The organism is Kribbella sp. NBC_01505, from assembly GCF_045040285.1.
In the GTDB taxonomy this organism is placed as follows: domain Bacteria; phylum Actinomycetota; class Actinomycetes; order Propionibacteriales; family Kribbellaceae; genus Kribbella.
Window position 1 is genome coordinate 3,032,710 of sequence record NZ_CP109425.1, and the last position, 19,483, is coordinate 3,052,192.

Here is a 19,483-nt window from a genome sequence, read left to right on the forward strand (position 1 = left end):
CAGTCGGCGCGCGTGAGGGCGCGCCGCCCCGCCCGAGGGGCTGACTTTGGTCGAGAAGCCTCACTTCTGTCAGAAGGACAACGGAGCACCGGCCTCGGGGGTTACGCGTCCCGTCAACAATCTCCAACTGTGCGCCGGAACGGACTCCCCCGAGTGGCGAAACTCTTCGTCACTGATGTTCAGCAGCAGCACCACCGAGTCGTCGCCACTGCCTGACCGCAGCGCCATCGTCCGGTTGGCCAGATGCTCGACCACCGTCCGGCTCCGCGTCAGCCACGGGTTCCGCCGCCGTACACCGATCAGCTCCTGATGCGTCCGGTACGTCGACTCTCCGTACGGCGCGAGGTCGCCCGGCGACGCGGGGAACTCCGGCCGGATCGCATCGTCACCGCCGACGCGATCTTCCTTCAGCCCCTGGAACCCCTGCTCGTCACCGGAGTACACACTCGGGACCCCGGCGACCGTGAACAGGATCGCGAGCGCGTGCCCGACATGCCGCTCGTCGTCCAACCGGGTCGCGAGCCGGGTGACGTCGTGATTGCCGACGAAGGTCTGCGGCACGAAGGTGTCCAGCAGGGCGTCGTGCCGACCGAGCGCATACGACAGCTCGAAGAAGTTCCCGTCGTTCAGCGAGCTCCAGATCGCCTTCCACAGCTCGTACTGCGTGACGGAGTCCAGCCCGCTCCGAGCGACGTACCCGGCGTAGTCGCCGTGAATCACCTCACCGAAGAACCACGCCTCCGGATAACGCTCCCGCGGCAACACCGCCCGCCAGAACTCCGCCGGCACCGCATAGGCCGCATCCAGCCGCCACGCGTCGACCCCGCGATCGAGCCAGTGCTCCAGCACCTCGGTGACGTACGACGCGACCGCCGGGTTGCTGTGATCGAGCGCGACCAACTGCTCGTGGCCTTCGAAGGTGGCCGGCGTCCCGTCCGGCTGCCGCCGGATCCAGTCGTCCGGAGCATCGAACGACCGAGCGACATGGTTGAAGACCCCGTCGAGCGCAACCTTCAGCCCACGCTGGTGCGCGGCCGCGACCAGCCGATCGAAATCCGCGTCGTCCCCCAGCCGAGGATCGATCCGGAAGTGGTCGACCGTGTCGTACCCATGAGTCTCGGAGGCGAACACCGGCCCCAGGAGTAGCCCGGAGCAACCAAGCTCGATCGCATAGTCCAGCCAGTTCTCGATCCGTGGCAACCGATGCGCGGCGGTCGGCTCCGCACCAGTGAATCCGAGCGGATAGACCTGCCACCAGATCGCGTGATCAGCCCACCCGCTCATGTCGCCTGACCGAACGTGTGCCGCCGGATCCAGCTGTGCATGGCGATCGCGGCGGCCGCGCTGGCGTTGATCGAGCGGGTCGAACCGAACTGCGCGATCGACAGCACCGCCGTACAGATCTTGTGGGCTTCGTCGGTCAGGCCGGGGCCCTCCTGACCGAAGAGGAGCACGCAGGCGGCCGGGAGGTCGTAGGTCTCCAAGGGGACCGAGCCCGGCAGGTTGTCGATGCCGATCACCGGCAGGTCGCGCTCGGCGGCGTACGTCGCCAGGTCGGCGAGCTGCGGGTGGTGCCGGACGTGCTGGTAGCGGTCGGTGACCATGGCGCCACGGCGGTTCCACTTCCGGTGACCGACGATGTGGACCTCGCTGGCCAGGAACGCGTTCGCAGTCCGGACGACCGATCCGATGTTCAGGTCGTGCTGCCAGTTCTCGATCGCGACGTGGAACGGGTTCCGCTGCTGGTCGAGGTCCTCGACGATCGCCTCGAGCCGCCAGTACCGGTACTTGTCGACCACGTTCCGCCGGTCGCCGCCTTCGAGCAGCTCCGGGTCCAGCCGCGGGTCGTCCGGCCAGTCACCGGTCCACGGACCGACGCCGACCTCGTTGGGGCCCACCACGTCGGTCCCGCGGAGGTCCTTCTCATCACGATTGAGCTCCTGCACAGGTTGGGACGCTACCCTGTGCCCGTGCTTGTACAACTCGCGATGCTGATGCCGAACTGGATGGACCCGGAGTACCTGCTGAACTGGCTGGGCGACTGGGCCCTCTGGGGCACGCTCCTGGTCGTGTTCGTCGAGTGCGGGGTGCTGTTCCCGATCCTGCCCGGTGACTCGCTGCTGTTCGCGGTCGGCCTGTTCATCGCGAAGGGCACCATCGACGTACCGCTGTGGCTGGCCTGCGTGCTGCTGACGGTGGCCGCGTTCCTCGGCAACGTCTCCGGCTACTACATCGGACGAGTGCTCGGGACGTCGCTGTTCCAGAACCCGAACGCGCGGTTCCTGAAACCGAAGTACATCGTCCAGACCCACGAGTTCTTCGAGCGCTACGGCCCCCGGGCGCTGGTGCTGGCCCGCTTCGTGCCGATCGTGCGGACGTTCATCACGATCGTGGCCGGCGCCGGCAAGATGGACCCGAAGAAGTTCTTCCTCTGGACCGGGGTCGGCGCGGTCATCTGGGCCCCCGGCATCACGCTGCTCGGGCACGCGCTGGGCAACGTGGAGTTCATCCACGCCCACCTCGAGTCGGCGCTGATCCTGCTGGTGCTGATCTCGCTGATCCCGATGGGTGTGGAGATCGTGCTGGCCCGCCGCCGCAACAAGAAGGCAGCGGCAGCCGGCGGCGACGGCGTGGCAAAGCACGCGGCCCCGAAGCACGCCGCCGCCAAAGACTGAGCCTTACTACTGGCCGAACGGAAAGACCGGCTCGGACCAGATCCAGTCCGTGCTCACCTCACTGAGCACGGCGATGGCCACCGGACCGTCGACCAGCGGGCCGACCACCTGACCGGAGCCGAGCGCACAAGCCACTCGGATCCGGTCTGCCGCCTGGTACCAGACCAGCGCCCCCCGTGGCGCCGTCCCTTCGTGAAGAAGGGCGTGGTGGTCAAGCCATTGCACTGCGTCGGCCGCGTCGTGCCAGCCGCTGTCCTGCGCGTAGCCGAACGCCATCCGCTGGAACTTCAACGGCCAGTCCTGCCAAGCCGCCGACCCCAGTCGTTCCAGCTGCCAGTTCAGTGCCGCTTCGGTGTCCCGCGGGTTCGTCACCCGCCGCTCCACCACAACATCCCCCCAGGCCATAGGCATCCCCCGATCCCCGTGTAACCGCCGGCCTCGTGTTGCCGTGCTTGAAGAGAGCTTGCCGGAGCGCGATACAGCCGCCGTACATTGAGCCGCTGTACGGCGATCAGGCTGTACGGCGATCAGACCGCGGCGGCGTCGTTCTCGAACGCGGCGAGCTCGCGGCGGCAGGCGGTGGCGCGGGCGTCGTGACCGGCCTGCTGCCACACGCGCGCGGCCCGGTCGAAGGTCCGGCGAGCCCAGTCCAGGTTGCCGGTCTTCAGGTAGAGCCGTCCGAGGTGTTGCGCGGCTTGACCTTCGACGCTGCGATCGCCCAGCCGGCGGCCGATCTCCATCGAGTCCAGCAACATCTTGCGCGCCGCGGCCAGCTCACCGCGCTCCATCAGGGCATGGCCGAGATCGGCACGAGCGTACGCCGCGCAGTGGTCGTCACCGAGATTGGTGAAGGTCTCCAGCGACGTCCGGAGCTGCCGGACTGCCTGGTCCTGGCGGCCCTGGTGCAACCGCAGCTCTGCGATCCGCCGCCGTACCTTGGCGACGCGGTGTGCATCCGCCAGGCGGACGCCGAGCAGGAAGGCCTCGGCCAGGTAGCGACCGGCGATCACGGTGTCGTCGCGGGACAGCCAGACCGACGACGCTGCAGTCCGTGCGACCGCTTCGCCATTGGCATTGCCGACCTCCATGAAGGCCTCGATCGCCTTCTCGTACTGCGCCAGGCCTTCGTCCGGCCGACCGCGTTCGCGCAGCCAGGTCCCGAGACCGACCGCGCTGATGCCGTCACCAAGCCGGTCCCCGACCTCGGCGAAGATCGTCGCCGCCTGGTCGAGGTGCTGTGAAGCGGCATCCCAGTCGTCCTGGTAGATGCCGAGCTGGCCGAGGTTGCGGTGCATGATCGCCTCGCCCCAACGGTCGCCGCACTCGATCGCACTCCGCAGACCCGCGCGGTGCGACTCACCCCAGTCGTCGAAGCCGGCACGCATGTCGAGATACGGCCCCCACGCGGCGGCGATCCGCCACGCATACTCGTGCAGGCCGTTCTGGGCGGCAGCCCGGATCGCGGGCACGAAAGTACTGCGCTCGCTGTCGAACCAAGCGATCGCGTCGGTCTCGGTGAACGGTGCCGGGTCCGGTGACGTCAACGGCCCGGTGTGCTCCAGTACGCCGAAGTACTCGACCGCGAGCGCCTTGTTGGCTCGGCGGATCTTGTTCAGGATCGCGTCGACGACAGTCGCCACGTCCTTCACGGCCTCGGCCTGCTGCCCCTCGTCGCCGACTCCGATCGCATGCAGGCGAAGCAGGTCGTGCATCCGGTAACGCGCCGTACCGCGGTGGTCGACCGAGCTGATCCGGACCAGGTTGACCTCGATCAGTCGGTCCAGACTGCGTCGTACCGACGCCGGCGACGCCATCGCCTCTAGGGCCCGCGCGGAGAAGACGCCGACCGCGAAGTGACCGATCAGCCGATACAGCCGGGCTTCGTCCGGGCTCAGTGCGTCGTAGCTCAGGTCGGCACTGGTCCGGACGGCCAGCTCGCCGATACTCAGCTCGTCCAGCCGGGAGCTCTCGTCCCGCAGCCGTCGGGCCAGCTCGCCCGGGCTCAGGTCGGGGCGCTGGGCCAATCGGCTACCGACGATCCGGATGGCCAGCGGCAGGTTCCCGCAGGCGGCCAGGATCTCCTCGGCGGCGGACGTCGTGCGGTCGACCCGTCCGGCGCCGGCCACGGACTCCAGCAGCGCAGCGGCCTCGCCGTCGTCGAACGTGTCCAGAGCCAGGCTGTCCGCACCGGCCAGATCGGCCAAGCGGTTGCGGCTGGTGACGACGACTGCGGAAGCACCGGTACCAGGCATCAGCGGCGTGACCTGACCGGCGGTCGCAACGTCGTCGAGGATGATCAGCACCCGCCGGCTGGCCAGCTCCGACCGGAGCATCGCCGAACGCCGCTCCGGATCAGTCGGGATCGCGTAGTCGGGCAGGTTGAGGCTGAGCAGCAGATCGGTCAGCGCGGCCGCCGGATCACGTGGCTGGGTCGCACCGTGCATGTCGAGGTAGATCTGCCCGTCCGGGAAGGATTCCCTGACCAGATGGCCTAGCCGAACGGCCAGAGAGGTCTTGCCGGTCCCCGGAGCACCCGACACGACCGCGATGGGCGGCCGGACCGGGTCACGACCGCAGACCAGGTCGCGGAGCTGGTCCAGGTGGTCCTCGCGGCCGCTGAAGTCGGGCAGGTCGAGCGGCAGCTGACTCGGCGGGCGGAGCGGATCGGTGAGCTCGGGGGCCGCCATCGGCCCCGGAACCACCTCGGCACGCGGACGCTCCGCCTCTTTCGATTGGCCTAGTCGGGCTGCTGGGATGCCTGGGTTCGGCCAGTTGGCGGAGCGGCCGTTCTCGGCGCGGGCTCCCGCTGCCTCGAGCTCCGGTCCGGGCTTGATGTCGAGCTCGTCGGCAAGCGTCTGAACAGCTTTCCCGTACGCCGCTCGCGCCTCACCGACTCGACCAGCGGCCAGAAGCGCGTCCACGAGCCGCCGCCAGAGCTGCTCGTCGTACGGGTCATCGGTGAGCCGGGCACTCAGCAGTACGGCGGCGCCGCCGGCATCGCCGTACTCCAGGCGCAGGTCGAGCAGGTTGTCGACCAGCCCGCGGTGTTGCGCCTCGAGCCGGTTGATCGACCCCTCCCAAGCGGCCGGGATGGTCAGGTCCTCCAGCGGGCGCCCGCGCCACAGCGTGTAGGCCCGGGACAGCACCTGCATCGCCTGCCGGCCGTCACCGGCGTCCTTCAGGTGACCGCCTTCGGCGAGCAGCGATTCGAACAGACTGGCATCGAGCTCGTCGACGCCGACCTCGATGCTGTAGCCGGCCGCCGAGGTGTCGATCGGCGCGGACAGACCGGCGTCCTGCAGCACGCCACGCAGAGCGCGGACGTAGGTGCGGATGTTCGCCGTCGCGGAGCGTGGTGGCGTGCTCTCCCAGAGTGCATCCGCGATCAGGTCCGTCGAGACGAACCGGTTGGGGTGCAGGAGCAGGGTCGCGAGGAGCTGCCGCGGCTTCGCGGCCTTCAGCGGCTGCCCCTGGACGTGGCTGAGACGCAGGGGCCCGAGGATTCCGTACCTCGGACTGTCCACTCGCCTACCCTCTCCACGGTCTTGAACCGATCCATCCTCACATCCCGCTGTACCGCGCGGGAAGCCCGATGTACGCCGGATGTATCTCAGTCGGGCAGGGTTGACACCGGTACCGGGGGGAGGCAGGGCCCGGGGCACGGCGACCGACCGCCGCCGCGCCCCGGACCCGGCATCGGAACGGAATTCGGGATCGGGGGTCCTGGATCACGGGGATCCGGTGTCGAAGTGTCCTCACTTCGGGACACAGGAGTGTCCGCCAGGCACTCCGTCAGTGGCCGCCGGTGCGGTGTTAGCCCGTAAAGGGTGGCTGTCCGTCCTGCGGGCTGGGGGAACCCGCAGGCGGGCCGCCCACCGGCGGTCCCTGAGGAGCGCCGTACTGGGGCTGCTGTCCGGGGATCTGCTGCGGTGCGTAGCCGCCCGGGTCGCCCGGCATCTGCGGGTGGATCTGACCCGAGGACTGACCGCCCTGCTGCATCTGCGGCGGCGCCTGCTCACCGGAGACCGAACCGATGGTCCCGAACGAGACCTGCGGAACCGCGCGGACCGACTCGTCCTTCACCTCGAAGTAGCCGGCCTTGGCGAACTTGAATGCGCCCGCGACGATGTTCGACGGCACCGCCTCGACCCGGGTGTTGTAGTCGCCGACGTTCGCGTTGTAGAACCGGCGGCCGGCCGCGATCCGGTCCTCGGTGTCGGTCAGCTCGCGCTGCAGACCGAGGAAGTTCTGGTTCGACTGCAGCTGCGGGTAGGCCTCGACCGAGATCATCATCTGCCGCAGTGCGCCGGACAGCTCGCCCTCCGCCGCGGCCCGCTGCTCCGGGGTCGCGCCCTGGACGTTCACGGCCTGCGTGCGCAGCCGGGCGACCTCCTCGAACACGTGCCGCTCGTGCGCGGCGTACGCCCGGACGGTCTCGACCAGGTTGGGGATCAGGTCGTAGCGGCGGTGCAGCTCGACATCGATCTGCCGCCAGGACTCCTGGATCAGGTTCCGCTGCTTGACGAACCGGTTGTACGACGTGATCAGCGCGATGCCGAGAATCACGACGATCACCACGATCGCGATGATGACGAAAGTCATTGCCTTGCTCCCGAGTGTTGGCGATGCTGGCCAAGACTCTACGGGTAGCGGAGTTCTACCCCCGCGTAGTCGCGCCACACGTACGGCGGAATCTGGGCGACCACCTGTTCCAGCAACTGCAGGCGGTTGAGGACCTCCTGGGGCTGGTGCGGTCCGGGGTCCCAGCCGATCAGGGAGTTGCCCTCGATCCGCCAGCCGATCTCGCCCCGGGCGAGCAGCAGCTCCATCATCCGCGGGGTCACCACGGCATGGCCGAAGCGCTCGTCGTTCGCCTTCACCCGGAACGCGCGGTTGAACTGGTCGCTCTCGAACTGCAGGTCCCGGAAGCCGAGGGCGTTCGCCACCGCTCCCCCGAAGATCCCCTCGTGGGTGACCTCCAGATGCGGCAGCGCTCCCGGCAGTTGCAGGACAACCACGCCGTACTTGTGAGTGGTCGTCGTACGGCGGCCTCGGCCGTTCGACGTGTGCGTCTGGTAGCTGTAGTCGAAGGCAACCATCTGGTGCCCGTTGAACAGCCCCGCCAGCACGTTCTTCACCTGCCAGTGGTCACCGGTCTGGAACGGTGACCCCTGCCAGTTGCCCGCCAGCGCGTGGTTGGCGGGGGTGTACGACCAGCCGTACTGGGCGGCGAAGCCGGCGAACACCTCGCGGCGCTTCTTGGCCTGGACGTAGCTGAAGTAGAAGAACCCCAGTGCGATCAGGAACGCCAGCAGGACCAGCAGGATCGGGCTGACGTTCACTACAGGCCCAGGTCGTCCAGGCCGAAGACAGTGCGGTACTCCAGTCCTTCGGACTCCACCTTCTCCTTGGCACCGGTCGCCCGGTCCACGATGACCGCCACCGCGACCACCTCGGCACCGGCCTCACGGAGCGCCTCGACAGCGGTCAGCACCGAACCACCGGTGGTGGAGGTGTCCTCGACCGCGAGCACCCGGCGACCCTTGACGTCCGGGCCCTCGATCCGGCGCTGCAGACCATGCGTCTTCTCAGCCTTGCGAACGACGAACGCATCCAGCGTCCGGCCCTGGGCCGCCGCCGCGTGCAGCATCGACATCGCGACCGGATCCGCACCGAGCGTGAGCCCGCCGACCGCGTCGTACTCGAGGTCCTTGGTCAGCTCCAGCATCGCCGGGCCGATCAGCGGCGCCGCGGCCGCATCCAGCGTGATCCGGCGCAGGTCGACGTAGTAGTCGGCTTCCTTGCCCGACGCCAGCGTCACCTTGCCGTGCACGACGGCCTTCGTCTTGACCTGCTCCAGCAGCGCGTCCCGGTCGTAGCTCATGAGCGGTCAGCCTACTTGTTGGTCAGCTTCACCAGATGACCGAAGGCCACCGAACGGTCCGGCGAGTGGAAGAGGTCCTGGCAGGTGGTGAGCGTGATGATCGATTTGGTCGCGGTCTCACGCGGTTCGCCAGGGACCGGTTCGAGGACCCAGTTGTCGGCGGGCTTCACGGTCAGGTCGCGCGGCGAGCCGTCCAGCTCGTAGGTGTAGATCGCGTCGGCGGTCTCCACGATCACCTGGTCGCCCTTGCGCAGCTCGAGCAGCTTGCGGAACGGCGAACCGTGCGTCACCCGGTGCCCGGCGATCGCGAAATTCCCCGGCTCACCGGGCAGCTGCGTCTGCGGGTAGTGCCCGATCCCGCGCGCGAGCTCGCCCTTGCCGACGCCCTCGATGACCGGCTTCTCCCAGCCCGCGCCGAACTTCGGGATCCGCACCAGGACAACCGGATCCCCCTCGGCCGCCTTGGGCAAGGCCTGCTTCTTCCACTGCTCACGCAGCGAGTTCTCCGCCTCGCCCATCTGCTGGTTCGACGTGATCCCGGTCCCGAAGTACTGCCACCCGACCCATCCGAGCAGCCCGAGACCCGCCACCAGAAAGAGGATCCCCAGCCCCCGCACGACACCCCTCATGCGGACCAGTATGCAGTTCAACTGCAAAGGCTGTGTACGACGTGTCGATGGACGCGGGTGGTTGCCCGGGACGACGATGTGGGCGACCGATCTACGGAGGTACGCGGTGAAGGCGCTGGTCAAGGCTGAGGCGAAGCCCGGTCTGTGGTTGCAGGAGGTTCCGGAGCCGAAGATCGAGGCCGACGAGGTCCTGATCAAGGTGCTGCGGACGGGGTTGTGCGGTACCGACCTGCACATCCAGAGCTGGGACGCGTGGGCCCAGAAGAACGTGCCGGTACCGATGGTCACCGGGCACGAGTTCGTCGGCGAGGTCGTCGAGATCGGGGTCGGGGTCCGCGACGTCGCGGTCGGCGACCTGGTCAGCGGCGAGGGGCACCTGGTCTGCGGCCGCTGCCGCAACTGCCGCGCCGGCCGCCGGCACCTGTGCATCAAGACCCGCGGCCTGGGCGTCCATCACCCGGGGGCCTTCGCCGAGTACGTCGCTCTGCCCGCGCAGAACGCCTGGGTCCACAAGGACCCGGTCGACCTCGACGTCGCCGCGGTCTTCGATCCGTTCGGGAACGCCGTACACACCGCTTTGTCGTTCCCGCTGGTCGGCGAGGACGTGCTGATCACCGGCGCCGGGCCGATCGGGGTGATGGCCGCGGCCGTCGCGCTGCACGCCGGGGCGCGGAACGTCGTGATCACGGACCTGTCGGAGTACCGGCTGGATCTCGCCCGGAAGATCGGCGTCACGCGGGCGGTCAACATCGGCACCGAGACGATCGCCGAGGCGCAGCAGAACCTCGGGATGCGCGAGGGCTTCGACGTCGGGATGGAGATGTCCGGGCAGCCGGCCGCGCTCCGCGACATGCTCGCGAACATGAATCACGGCGGCAAGATCGCGATGCTCGGGCTCCCGGCCGACGAGATCGCGATCGACTGGAGCACCGTCGTACTCAACATGCTCACCATCAAGGGCATCTACGGCCGGGAGATGTTCGAGACCTGGTACTCGATGTCGGTGATGCTCGAACGCGGGCTGGACCTGACCCCGGTGATCACGCACCGGTTCGGGTACGGCGACTTCGAGCAGGCCTTCGACGTCGCCCGCGCGGGGCTGTGCGGCAAGGTCATTCTGGACTGGACGAGCGAAGTACTGGAGGAGAAGCACTGATGTTCGGGCAGATGCGGGACGACCTGACGACGACGATCGGCGAGATCCGGGACGCGGGGCTGTACAAGTCCGAGCGGGTGATCACGTCGCCGCAGCAGTCGCTGATTTCTGTTGCTAGCGGCAACGAGGTGCTGAACTTCTGCGCGAACAACTACCTCGGTCTGGCCGACCACCCCGAGGTGATCGCGGCGGCCAGGAACGCCTTGGACACCTGGGGATTCGGGATGGCGTCGGTCCGCTTCATCTGCGGGACGCAGCAGATCCACAAGGACCTCGAAGCGGCACTGAGCACCTTCCTCGGTACTGAGGACACTATCCTCTACAGCTCCTGCTTCGACGCGAACGGCGGCCTGTTCGAGACCTTGCTCGGGCCTGAGGACGCGATCATCTCCGACGAGCTCAACCACGCCAGCATCATCGACGGCATCCGCCTGTCGAAGGCCAAGCGCTTCCGCTACAAGAACCGCGACATGGCCGACCTCGAGGCCCAGCTCAAGGACGCCGCCGACGCCCGCTACCGCCTGATCGCCACCGACGGCGTCTTCTCCATGGACGGCTACCTAGCCCCGCTCGACGAGATCTGCGACCTGGCCGAGCGCTACGACGCCCTCGTCATGGTCGACGACTCGCACGCCGTCGGCTTCGTCGGCCCCGACGGCGCCGGCACCCCGTCCTTGTTCGGCGTGAAGGACCGCGTCGACATCGTCACCGGCACCCTCGGCAAAGCCCTCGGCGGCGCCTCCGGCGGCTACGTCTCCGCCCGCCGCGAGATCGTCGAACTCCTCCGCCAACGCTCCCGCCCCTACCTCTTCTCCAACTCCCTGGCCCCCTCAGTCACCGCCGCCTCCCTGAAGGCCCTGGAACTGATCGCCACCTCGACGGCCCTCCGCAACCAACTGGACTCCAACACCGCCCTCTTCCGCGCCAAGATGACCGAAGCCGGCTTCGACGTCCTCCCCGGCACCCACGCCATCTCCCCCGTCATGATCGGCGACGCCGCCCAAGCCGCCGTACTGGCCGAGAAACTCCTGGACCTGGGCATCTACGTCATCGCCTTCTCCTACCCCGTAGTCCCCCACGGCAAGGCCAGAATCCGAGTCCAACTCTCAGCCGCCCACTCCACCGCCGACGTAGAGAAGGCAATCGCCGCCTTCATAGAAGCCCGCGCCGCCCTGGCCTGAGCGGACCACAACCGGCCCGAGACGCCCATCCGGGCCGGTTACTGAGTGGCACAGGCTCACTCCAGTCCGACACCATGGGTTCCATGAACCTGGAATTGAGTGCGGAACTCGGAGCAGCCCTGCAGGCCGCCTCCGAACGCACGGGTAAATCCCAGCAAGATCTCGTCCGCGAAGCCGTCACCCACCACCTGTCCGGCAACGGCATGCCGGGATCCGATCGAGCACGAGCCCGCGCGGAGGGACTCGTCCAGCCGGCCCGAGTGCCCTACCGAAAGACAACCCCACGGCTCCTGCCCCTGGACGGCACGAACACACTCGGCCGCTGGAGACACCCGCGGACCGCCATCACCCAGTAACTCGCGATCTGCGGGCTCGGCTGAGCTGGCTCAGGCGGGGACGGCTGCGGTCGGCGGAGGTTGGTGGGTGGTGCATGTCCGCTTACGGCAGGTCGGCCAGGTCTAGGCGGTACCAGGTTCGGTCGGCGAAGATGTGGAGGGTGGAGCCGCGGGCGAAGGTTCGGGCTCGGGGGATCCGCTTGCCGCCGGGGAGGACGAGGCGGTAGTCGCGGTAGTTGGTGAGGGCCTTCTGGTCGCGGTGGGCGGTGACGAGACGGTGGCGGTGGTTGCTGTAGCCGCCGTACAGGGCGACGCGGTTGTCGTGGACGAGGATGGCGCGGGCGCCCCTGACCTTGTTCCGCCAGGAGCGGACGGCGTTCGCCTGGACTGCGATCAGCGAGAAGTCGGCGTAGTAGCAGCACCAGGCGGTTTCGCCGACGACGTTCAAGGCGTAGCAGTCGTCGATGATCTCCAGACCGGCGTCGGCGGCCGAGTACGTCCAGTCCACCATCAGGTCGGGAGTGAAGCGCAGGAGGCCGGCTCCTCCCACTGCTGCTGAACCCCAGTAGAGGTGGCCGTAGACGCCTTCGTCGAAGTAGCCCACCCAGATCTGGCCGCTCTCGGTGGTCTGGATGTGCTCGATGCCGTCGCCCAAGACCCCCTCGGCCTGCAGGTTGCCGGCTGCGTCGTGGATGGTCGCATTCGGAGGTACGCCGTCCGGCCACGGCCGGATGCGGGGTGCGACAGTGAGGAACGCACCTCCAGGCATCGGCTGAACCATCGAACAGCGGAGGCGGAAGTCGGGAATCGACACCACCTGGACGAGATCTGGGCTGTGCAGAGCGGCCCGCACGGAGACCGCCCGGCTGACCGGACCGACGCGAAAGTCGCCCTCGCTCAGGGTCGTCGCATCCGCCGGGCTTGCCCAGAGGGCGGCGGCTTCGCCGGTGGGGCCGATGGAGACGGAGACCAGTTCGTCGGTGGGTTCGGGCGGCTGGAGTTCGGCGTACCGGGTGAGCTCGAGAGTGGGCCTGGAGCTACGCATGCGGATCAGGTTGTCAGCACTCGCGGGCTGACGCATTCGATTTGTCGGCAGGGTGCGCGACGATGCGGGGATGGTGGTGATGAGTGGGCGGGCGGTCAATCGGGCGACTTTGGCTCGGCAGTTGTTGGTGGAGCGGGCTGAGGTTGGTGCGGTGGAGGCGGTTGGGCGGCTCGCTGGGATGCAGGGGCAGGAGGCCAAGCATCCGTACGTCGGGTTGTGGTCTCGGGTTGCTGGGTTCAAAGAGGACGACCTGGATCGGGCGGTGGAGGGGCGAGAGGTTGTCAGGGCGACGCTCTTCCGCGGGACTTTGCATTTGGTGACTGCCGAGGACTACCTGCGGTTTCGCACGACTGTGGCTCCGGTGCTCGAAGCCGGGTTGCGGATGTTGAAGGAGCGGGCCGAGGGGATGGAGCCGGCGAAGGTCGTAGCGGCGGCGGAGCGGATCCTCGCGAAGGAGCCGTTGACGTTCACCGAAGTTCGCGATGCCTTGCAGCGCGAGTTTCCCGAGGTGAATGAGCGAGCGCTGGGTTTCTGCACCCGCATGCTCGTGCCACTGGTGATGTATCCGACCGGCGTCCGCTGGGGCTGGCCGGCGAATGCGCGGTTCACGCCGGCCGATGCGTGGCTCGGCAAGAAGCTGCATGCAAAGCAGGAGCAGGCCGAGCTCGTCATCAGGTACCTGCAGGCGTTCGGCCCCGCGACCCCGGCCGACTTCCAGACCTGGTCCGGACTATCAAAAGCGAAGCCGGTGTTCGACAGCCTCGATCTCGAGGTGTTCACGGACGACAACGGCAAGCCCCTGTACGACGTACCGGATGCGCCGCGCCCTGATCCGGACACCGCGGTTCCCGTCAGGTTCCTGCCGGAGTTCGACAATCTGCTGCTGGCGCACGCGAAGCGGGAGCGGATCATCGCCGACGAACACCGGCCGGCCGTCTTCACCAAGAACCTGCGGGTGAAGGCGACGTACACGGTCGACGGGCTGGTCGCGGGCCTCTGGACGATGACGACGAAGCGTGGTGTGGCGACTCTCACGCTGACGCCGTTCGGGCGGTTGCCGAAGCGCGACCAGGCCGCGCTGGAGCGGGAAGGGACCGCGTTGCTGGGGTTCCTGGAGCCGGACGCGAAGGCAGTCGAGGTGGTTACGGGCGGTTGATGAGGTTGTTGTCACACATCAGATGACTGGGCCAGACCCCGTCGGGCCGGTCAAATGGATAGATGAACACAGTCCCCTCCATCACTCTGGACAACGGCGTCGAGATCCCGCAGCTGGGCCTGGGGGTCTGGCAGGTCGAGGATGCGATCGCGGCCGACGTGGTCACGACGGCCTTCGAGGCGGGTTACCGCCACATCGACACAGCGGCGGCGTACGGCAACGAACCCGGTGTCGGGCGGGCGATCGCGGCGAGCGGTCTGCCGCGCGACGACCTGTTCATCACCACCAAGCTGCAGAACGAGGACCAGGGCTACGACAGCACGCTGGCCGCGTTCGACGCCAGTGTGGAACGGCTCGGCCTCGAGTACGTCGACCTGTACCTGATCCACTGGCAGTGCCTGAAGAAGGACAAGTACGTCGACACGTGGAAGGCGTTCGAGCAGTTGTACGCCGACAAGCGGATCCGCGCGATCGGGGTGTCGAACTTCCACGAGCCGGCGCTCAAGCGGATCTTCGACGAGACCACGATCCGGCCGGCGGTGAACCAGATCGAGCTGCACCCGGCGCTGCCGCAGGACGAGCTGCGCGCGTTCAACGCGGAGAACGACATCATCACGCAGGCCTGGAGCCCGCTCGCGTCGGGTGAGCTGCTCGGCGACACCACGCTGAAGACGCTCGGCGACAAGTACGGCAAGTCGCCGGCTCAGGTGATGATCCGCTGGCACCTGCAGCTGGGCAACGTGGTGATCCCGAAGTCGACGACCCCGAGCCGGATCCAGGAGAACATCGCGGTGTTCGACTTCCAGCTCGACAACGACGACATGGCCGCGATCGCCGACCTCGAGACCGGCGTCCGCACCGGCGGCGACCCCGACACCCTCGGCTAGACGCAGTCCAAGAAGCGGGCGAGAACCGGGGACCGGTTGTCCGGCGACCAGGCGACGGAGAGTTGCCAAGGTGGTAGGTCGTCGGACAACTCGCGGTAAACGACGCTCGTCGGGTCGGACGGTGGCGTCGGTCCGATCAGCAGCGAGACCCCGAGCCCGGCCGCGACCAGCGACACGATCGTCTGTACGTCGGCCGCCTCCTGCTCGATCCGCGGCGTGAATCCCGCCGAACGGCAGAAGCCGACCAACGTGTCATGGACGACCGGGCCGCTCGGCCGCGTGTAGAACACGAACGGTTCGTCGGCCAGATCGGCCAGCCGCAGCCGCTTGCGCCGGACCAGCCGATGTCCCGCGGGAAGCGCCACCAGCACCGGGTCCGACGACACGACCCGCGTCTCCAGCCCAGGCGCCAGGCCGACCGCAGTCGTCCCGGCGGGCGCCTGAGGGCGCAGCAGACCCACGTCGATCCGCCCGTCGCGCAGAGCCTCCGTCTGACGCAACGTAGTCATCGACTCCAGGTCGAGAACGACCTCCGGGTACGCCGTTCGGAACGCGCCGAGCAACCGTGGCAGAGCATCGAAGGTCGCCGACTGCACGAACCACAGCCGCAGCGTCCCCAGCTCACCCCGCTGCGTGCGCTGTGCGGCCCGAACCGCCTCGTCCGAGCGTCGCAACAGATCCTGCGCCTCCGCTAGGAACGTCGCACCAGCCGCGGTCAGCACAAACCGCTTCTTGATCCGCGCGAACAGCTCGACCTCGAGATCGCGCTCGAGCGCCGCGATCTGCCGGCTCAACGACGGTTGCGTCAGATGCAGCCGCACCGCCGCACGCCCGACGTTCAGCTCCTCGGCCACCACCACGAAAGACCGCAACTGCCGCAGCTCCATGGGTTACATCATGCATCAGGCGTATCAACTGCGCGACAAACTTTCATTGGACGCATCACCTCGATGATTCGTACCGTCGAAGGCATGAGCTACATCCCGTTCTCCTTCGTCAAATCCGTCCACGAAGAAATGCACTCCGCCGATCCGCACGCCCCGATCCGCCTGCACCGGCCGAAGCGCGCCCGGCTGGCCCGCGCCGTACGACGCCTGCTGGACAAGCCCACCGCCGAGGTGTGCCAAGCTGAGGACCGTGATCGAGGTACGACGGTTGCGGGTCCTGCGCGCGCTTGCTGATCACGGCACCGTGACCGCGGCCGCCGAGGTGCTGCACCTGACCCCTTCGGCGGTCTCCCAGCAGCTGGCCGCCCTGGAGTCCGAGGTCGGCCAGGAGCTGCTCGAACGCCGCGGCCGCCGGGTCGCGATCACCTCGGCCGGCCGCCTGCTGCTGACCCACGCCGCCACGATTCTCGGCGAGGTCGAGCGGGCCGAGGACGCGCTGAAGCTGTTCGCCAACGGCACCACCGGCGAGGTCCGGATCACCGCCTTCGCGACCGCGATCAGCCTGCTGGTCGCGCCGGCCCTGGCCCGGCTGCGCGACACCAGCCCCGGCCTGACACTGGTCATCCGCGATGCCGAAGGTCACCAAGGCATCACCCAGCTCCTCGACGGCGACGCGGACCTCGCCATCGCGGTCGAGCACCGCGGCTCACCGCGCGCGGACGACCAGCGCCTGACCCGAATCCCCTTGTACGCCGAGCCTTTCGTCGCTGTCCTGCCACCGACCCATCCGGCGGCCGGCCACGAAACGGTCGACCTTGCGATGCTCGCCGGCGACGACTGGGTGATGACCGCGGCCGGCAACCCGATCCGCGATGTCGTCCTGCTCGCTTGCGAACAGGCCGGCTTCCAGCCGAAGATCGCGCACGAATCCGACGACTTCCAAGCCGTCGCCGCCTTGGTCGCCGCCGGTGCCGGCGTCTCGCTGGTCCCCCGGCTCGCGGTCCCCGCGCCGACCCTCGCACTCATCCGCCCGCTGCCCGATCCAGCGCCGGTACGCCGGGTGTACGCCGCCGTCCGCCGTAGCCGCGCCGACCACCCCCTGATCACCGCGACCCTCGACGTACTGACCGAGGTCGCTCTCAGGCTGTGACCCAGGTCACTCAACCATCCGGACCGCCGCCGGTGTCTGCGTGGTGTGACGGTTCAGCTCAGCGTGGTGATTCCCGCATACAACGAGGAACAGCGGCTTCCGCAGACCCTGCGCGCCGTGACCGCCCACCTGGGCACCGTGTGCCAGGACTGGGAGGTCCTGGTCGTCGACGACGGTTCGGCCGACGACACCGCGCGAGCTGTCCAGGCTGCCGGTGACTCCCGCGTCCGGCTGATCCGCTGGCCGGTCAATCGCGGCAAGGGTCACGCCGTCCGGATCGGCATCCTCGCGTCCCGCGGCGCCCGCGTCCTGATGTGCGACGCCGACAACGCGACTCCGATCGAGCAGCTCGGCATCCTGCAGACTGCGCTGGATGGCGGGGCGAGTGCGGCGATCGGCTCGCGCGCACTCGCCGATTCGGAGCTCGAGATCCGGCAGAGCCGGCTCCGCGAGACCTGCGGCCGGATCGGCAACGCGCTGATCCAGGCGTTCGCCGTACCGGGGATCCAGGACACCCAGTGTGGCTTCAAGTTGTACGACGGACCGCGGGCGCGGCTCGTCTTCCAGCTGGCTCGGATCGATGGCTGGTGTTCGGATGCCGAGGTGCTGCATCTGTTCCACCGGCTCGGTCTCGAGGTCGCCGAGGTGCCAGTGCGCTGGTTCGACCGCGACGGCTCGAAATTGCGGCCGTCGGGCTACCTGTCCGGTCTGGTAGAGCTCGGCCGGATCCGGCGGTACCACCACGCGCTGCCGCCACTGCACCGGCTGCTCCAGCCCGAGCTGCTGGGTACGCCGTGACCGTCGTCGAACTGCGACCCGCAGCCCAACCCACTCGCCCACGGGTAGGTCGATGGACCGCGGCATTGGTTGCCGTCGGCTATTTAACGGCCGCGGTCGTCTTGCTGCATGGCATCTGGGCGGATCCGAACGGACGCTACCTCTGGGACAGCGGCCAGGATCAGAACCAGTGGCAATGGTTCTTCGACGTCACCGCCCATCAGGTGCTGAACGGCCAGAACCCCTTGTTCAGCACGCTGATGAACGCTCCACTCGGCGTCAACCTGATGGCCAACACCGCCATGTTCGGGCTGAGCCTCCCGCTCATCCCGGTCACGGCGTGGCTCGGCTCCGGCGTGACGTGGGTCCTGATCCTCACCCTCGGCCTGGCCGGTACGGCGTACGCGTGGTTCTGGATGTTCTCCCGGCGACTCGCCTCGGCCCCGGCGGCAGCGATCGGCGGACTCTTCTGCGGGTTCGCGCCCGCGATGATCTCGCACGCGAACGCGCACCCGAACTTCGTCGTACTGGCAGTGATCCCACTGCTCCTGCTGCCGCGACCGCCTGGCCGCCGGACCGCGATCGTGCTCGGCCTCTTGATCGCTTATCAGATCTTCCTGGGTGAAGAGGTTTTGTTGCTGGCCGCAACCGGGCTGGCCGTCTTCGGCCTGATCCACGCGATCGTCCGGCCGCTGGAGTCGTCCACCTTCGTCCGCCGGTATGCGACAACGATCCTGGGCGCCGGGGCAGTCACGCTGGCGATCGTCGCGCTGCCGTTGGCCTGGCAGTTCTTCGGCCCGCAGAGCTATCACAAGCTCGGCCACGGCAGCGCGGGCAATCCGCTGGGTGCGTTCACCGCGTTCAACTCCTGGGCTCTGGCGGGCGATCCGGACACCGCCCAGGCACGCTCGATCAATCCGACCGAGGAGAACGCGTTCTTCGGTTGGCCGTTACTGCTCCTCGTGGTCGGCATCGTCATTGCCCTGCGCAAACAACCGAAGGTCCGGATCCTCGGGATCACTGCCCTGATCTTCGCCTGGTTGTCGACCGGACGATCGATGGAGTTGTTCGGCGTCGATATCCCCGGCCCGTGGGCCGCTATCCGGTTCCTGCCGCTCTACGACTCGGTGGTCGAGTCCCGGCTGGCCATGGTCTGCATCCCGATCATCGGCATACTCCTTGCCATCGGCATCGATCAACTCAAGCCGTTGAAGTTCCGAATGCTCGGGTACACCGTGATCGCGGCCGCGCTGCTGCCGATCGTGCCGGTCCCGTTGACGGTGATCGATCGCGGTCCGGCGCCGGAGTTCTTCAGCGCGGGGCTCTGGCGGGACTACGTGCGGCCGGGCCATTCCGTCGTACCGGCTCCGCCGACCAACGGCGCGAACGGCGCGCCCCTGCAGTGGCAGCGCGAAGCGAACTTCGGATTCACCCTGCCGGACGGGTACTTCGTCGGACCGCACGGACCGACGGGCAAGGGCGGGTACGGCGCGCAGCCGCGGCCGACGTCAACCATGTTCTGGCAGGTCCAGGACGGCGGCGAGTGCGCGATCGCCCCGGCCCGGCTTCACGCCGATCTGCAGTTCTGGCGGGCGGACGCGATCGTCGTACAGGCGGGAAACGAGCGGATGCGGACGTGCCTGGACGGGCTGCTCGGCAAGGGCTCGCTCGTCGGCGGAATGTGGGTGTGGCCGGTGGAGCGCTCATGATGATTGTCAGAA

Annotated in this window: 20 protein-coding genes; 10 read left to right on the forward strand and 10 right to left on the reverse strand. The window is 68.1% G+C overall.

The window, feature by feature from the left end; translation table 11 throughout:
• Window positions 1-69 precede the first annotated feature (69 nt).
• Window positions 70-1,284, reverse strand: coding sequence for an alpha-amylase family protein (locus OG474_RS14250; RefSeq protein ID WP_405062748.1), 1,215 nt, complete (start codon window positions 1,282-1,284; stop codon window positions 70-72).
• Window positions 1,281-1,946 (reverse strand): TrmH family RNA methyltransferase, encoded by a 666-nt coding sequence (locus OG474_RS14255; RefSeq protein ID WP_405062749.1) that lies wholly within the window; start codon window positions 1,944-1,946, stop codon window positions 1,281-1,283. The genes OG474_RS14250 and OG474_RS14255 overlap by 4 nt, the downstream gene beginning before the upstream one ends.
• A gap of 24 nt (window positions 1,947-1,970) precedes the next feature.
• Here OG474_RS14255 and OG474_RS14260 point away from each other — a divergent pair, with 24 nt between their 5' ends.
• Window positions 1,971-2,675, forward strand: coding sequence for a DedA family protein (locus OG474_RS14260; RefSeq protein WP_405062750.1), 705 nt, complete (start codon window positions 1,971-1,973; stop codon window positions 2,673-2,675).
• Window positions 2,676-2,681: 6 nt separating this feature from the next.
• Here OG474_RS14260 and OG474_RS14265 read toward each other — a convergent pair whose 3' ends face one another.
• From OG474_RS14265 to OG474_RS14290, 6 genes are all read right to left on the reverse strand, one after another.
• On the reverse strand, window positions 2,682-3,086 hold the full coding sequence (locus OG474_RS14265) for a hypothetical protein (protein WP_405062751.1): 405 nt from the start codon (window positions 3,084-3,086) through the stop codon (window positions 2,682-2,684).
• A 116-nt stretch (window positions 3,087-3,202) separates the two neighbouring features.
• Window positions 3,203-6,199, reverse strand: coding sequence for an AfsR/SARP family transcriptional regulator (locus OG474_RS14270; RefSeq protein ID WP_405062752.1), 2,997 nt, complete (start codon window positions 6,197-6,199; stop codon window positions 3,203-3,205).
• Window positions 6,200-6,488: 289 nt separating this feature from the next.
• Window positions 6,489-7,277, reverse strand: coding sequence for a LemA family protein (locus OG474_RS14275; protein WP_405062753.1), 789 nt, complete (start codon window positions 7,275-7,277; stop codon window positions 6,489-6,491).
• Window positions 7,278-7,315: 38 nt separating this feature from the next.
• On the reverse strand, window positions 7,316-8,017 hold the full coding sequence (locus OG474_RS14280; RefSeq protein WP_405062754.1) for a hypothetical protein: 702 nt from the start codon (window positions 8,015-8,017) through the stop codon (window positions 7,316-7,318).
• On the reverse strand, window positions 8,017-8,559 hold the full coding sequence (gene pyrE / locus OG474_RS14285) for an orotate phosphoribosyltransferase (RefSeq protein ID WP_405062755.1): 543 nt from the start codon (window positions 8,557-8,559) through the stop codon (window positions 8,017-8,019). The genes OG474_RS14280 and pyrE overlap by 1 nt, the downstream gene beginning before the upstream one ends.
• Before the next feature lie 11 nt (window positions 8,560-8,570).
• A complete protein-coding gene (locus OG474_RS14290; RefSeq protein ID WP_405062756.1) occupies window positions 8,571-9,188 on the reverse strand; it encodes a class E sortase in 618 nt (205 codons plus the stop codon).
• A gap of 106 nt (window positions 9,189-9,294) precedes the next feature.
• On the opposite strand from OG474_RS14290, the gene tdh reads away from it, so the two are divergent.
• From tdh to OG474_RS14305, 3 genes are all read left to right on the forward strand, one after another.
• Window positions 9,295-10,344, forward strand: coding sequence for an L-threonine 3-dehydrogenase (tdh, locus tag OG474_RS14295; RefSeq protein WP_405062757.1), 1,050 nt, complete (start codon window positions 9,295-9,297; stop codon window positions 10,342-10,344).
• Window positions 10,344-11,525 carry a glycine C-acetyltransferase gene (locus OG474_RS14300; protein ID WP_405062758.1) on the forward strand — a complete coding sequence of 394 codons (1,182 nt, stop codon included), beginning with the start codon at window positions 10,344-10,346 and terminating at the stop codon, window positions 11,523-11,525. Before tdh ends, OG474_RS14300 begins: the two co-directional genes overlap by 1 nt.
• An 83-nt stretch (window positions 11,526-11,608) precedes the next feature.
• Entirely contained in the window at window positions 11,609-11,881 is a 273-nt protein-coding gene (locus tag OG474_RS14305) for a hypothetical protein (protein WP_405062759.1), read from the forward strand.
• Window positions 11,882-11,963: 82 nt separating this feature from the next.
• Here OG474_RS14305 and OG474_RS14310 read toward each other — a convergent pair whose 3' ends face one another.
• Window positions 11,964-12,905: a hypothetical protein gene (locus tag OG474_RS14310; protein ID WP_405062760.1), complete on the reverse strand. Its 942-nt coding sequence runs from the start codon at window positions 12,903-12,905 to the stop codon at window positions 11,964-11,966.
• A gap of 52 nt (window positions 12,906-12,957) precedes the next feature.
• On the opposite strand from OG474_RS14310, the gene OG474_RS14315 reads away from it, so the two are divergent.
• Together OG474_RS14315 and OG474_RS14320 are read left to right on the forward strand one after the other, a co-directional pair.
• The gene (locus tag OG474_RS14315; RefSeq protein ID WP_405062761.1) at window positions 12,958-14,061 is read left to right on the forward strand and encodes a winged helix DNA-binding domain-containing protein; all 1,104 of its coding nucleotides are present in this window, start codon (window positions 12,958-12,960) and stop codon (window positions 14,059-14,061) included.
• 62 nt (window positions 14,062-14,123) lie between these two features.
• On the forward strand, window positions 14,124-14,948 hold the full coding sequence (locus OG474_RS14320) for an aldo/keto reductase (protein ID WP_405062762.1): 825 nt from the start codon (window positions 14,124-14,126) through the stop codon (window positions 14,946-14,948).
• Here the strand turns inward: OG474_RS14320 and OG474_RS14325 are convergent.
• The gene (locus tag OG474_RS14325; RefSeq protein WP_405062763.1) at window positions 14,945-15,835 is read right to left on the reverse strand and encodes a LysR substrate-binding domain-containing protein; all 891 of its coding nucleotides are present in this window, start codon (window positions 15,833-15,835) and stop codon (window positions 14,945-14,947) included. The genes OG474_RS14320 and OG474_RS14325 overlap by 4 nt on opposite strands.
• Before the next feature lie 84 nt (window positions 15,836-15,919).
• Here OG474_RS14325 and OG474_RS14330 point away from each other — a divergent pair, with 84 nt between their 5' ends.
• From OG474_RS14330 to OG474_RS14345, 4 genes are all read left to right on the forward strand, one after another.
• Window positions 15,920-16,129, forward strand: a complete 210-nt coding sequence (locus OG474_RS14330; protein WP_405062764.1) for a hypothetical protein — start codon at window positions 15,920-15,922, stop codon at window positions 16,127-16,129.
• Window positions 16,086-16,985: a LysR family transcriptional regulator gene (locus tag OG474_RS14335; RefSeq protein ID WP_405062765.1), complete on the forward strand. Its 900-nt coding sequence runs from the start codon at window positions 16,086-16,088 to the stop codon at window positions 16,983-16,985. Before OG474_RS14330 ends, OG474_RS14335 begins: the two co-directional genes overlap by 44 nt.
• Before the next feature lie 63 nt (window positions 16,986-17,048).
• Window positions 17,049-17,783, forward strand: coding sequence for a dolichyl-phosphate beta-glucosyltransferase (locus tag OG474_RS14340; RefSeq protein ID WP_405062766.1), 735 nt, complete (start codon window positions 17,049-17,051; stop codon window positions 17,781-17,783).
• Window positions 17,780-19,471 (forward strand): hypothetical protein, encoded by a 1,692-nt coding sequence (locus OG474_RS14345; protein WP_405062767.1) that lies wholly within the window; start codon window positions 17,780-17,782, stop codon window positions 19,469-19,471. Before OG474_RS14340 ends, OG474_RS14345 begins: the two co-directional genes overlap by 4 nt.
• Window positions 19,472-19,483: the final 12 nt, after the last annotated feature.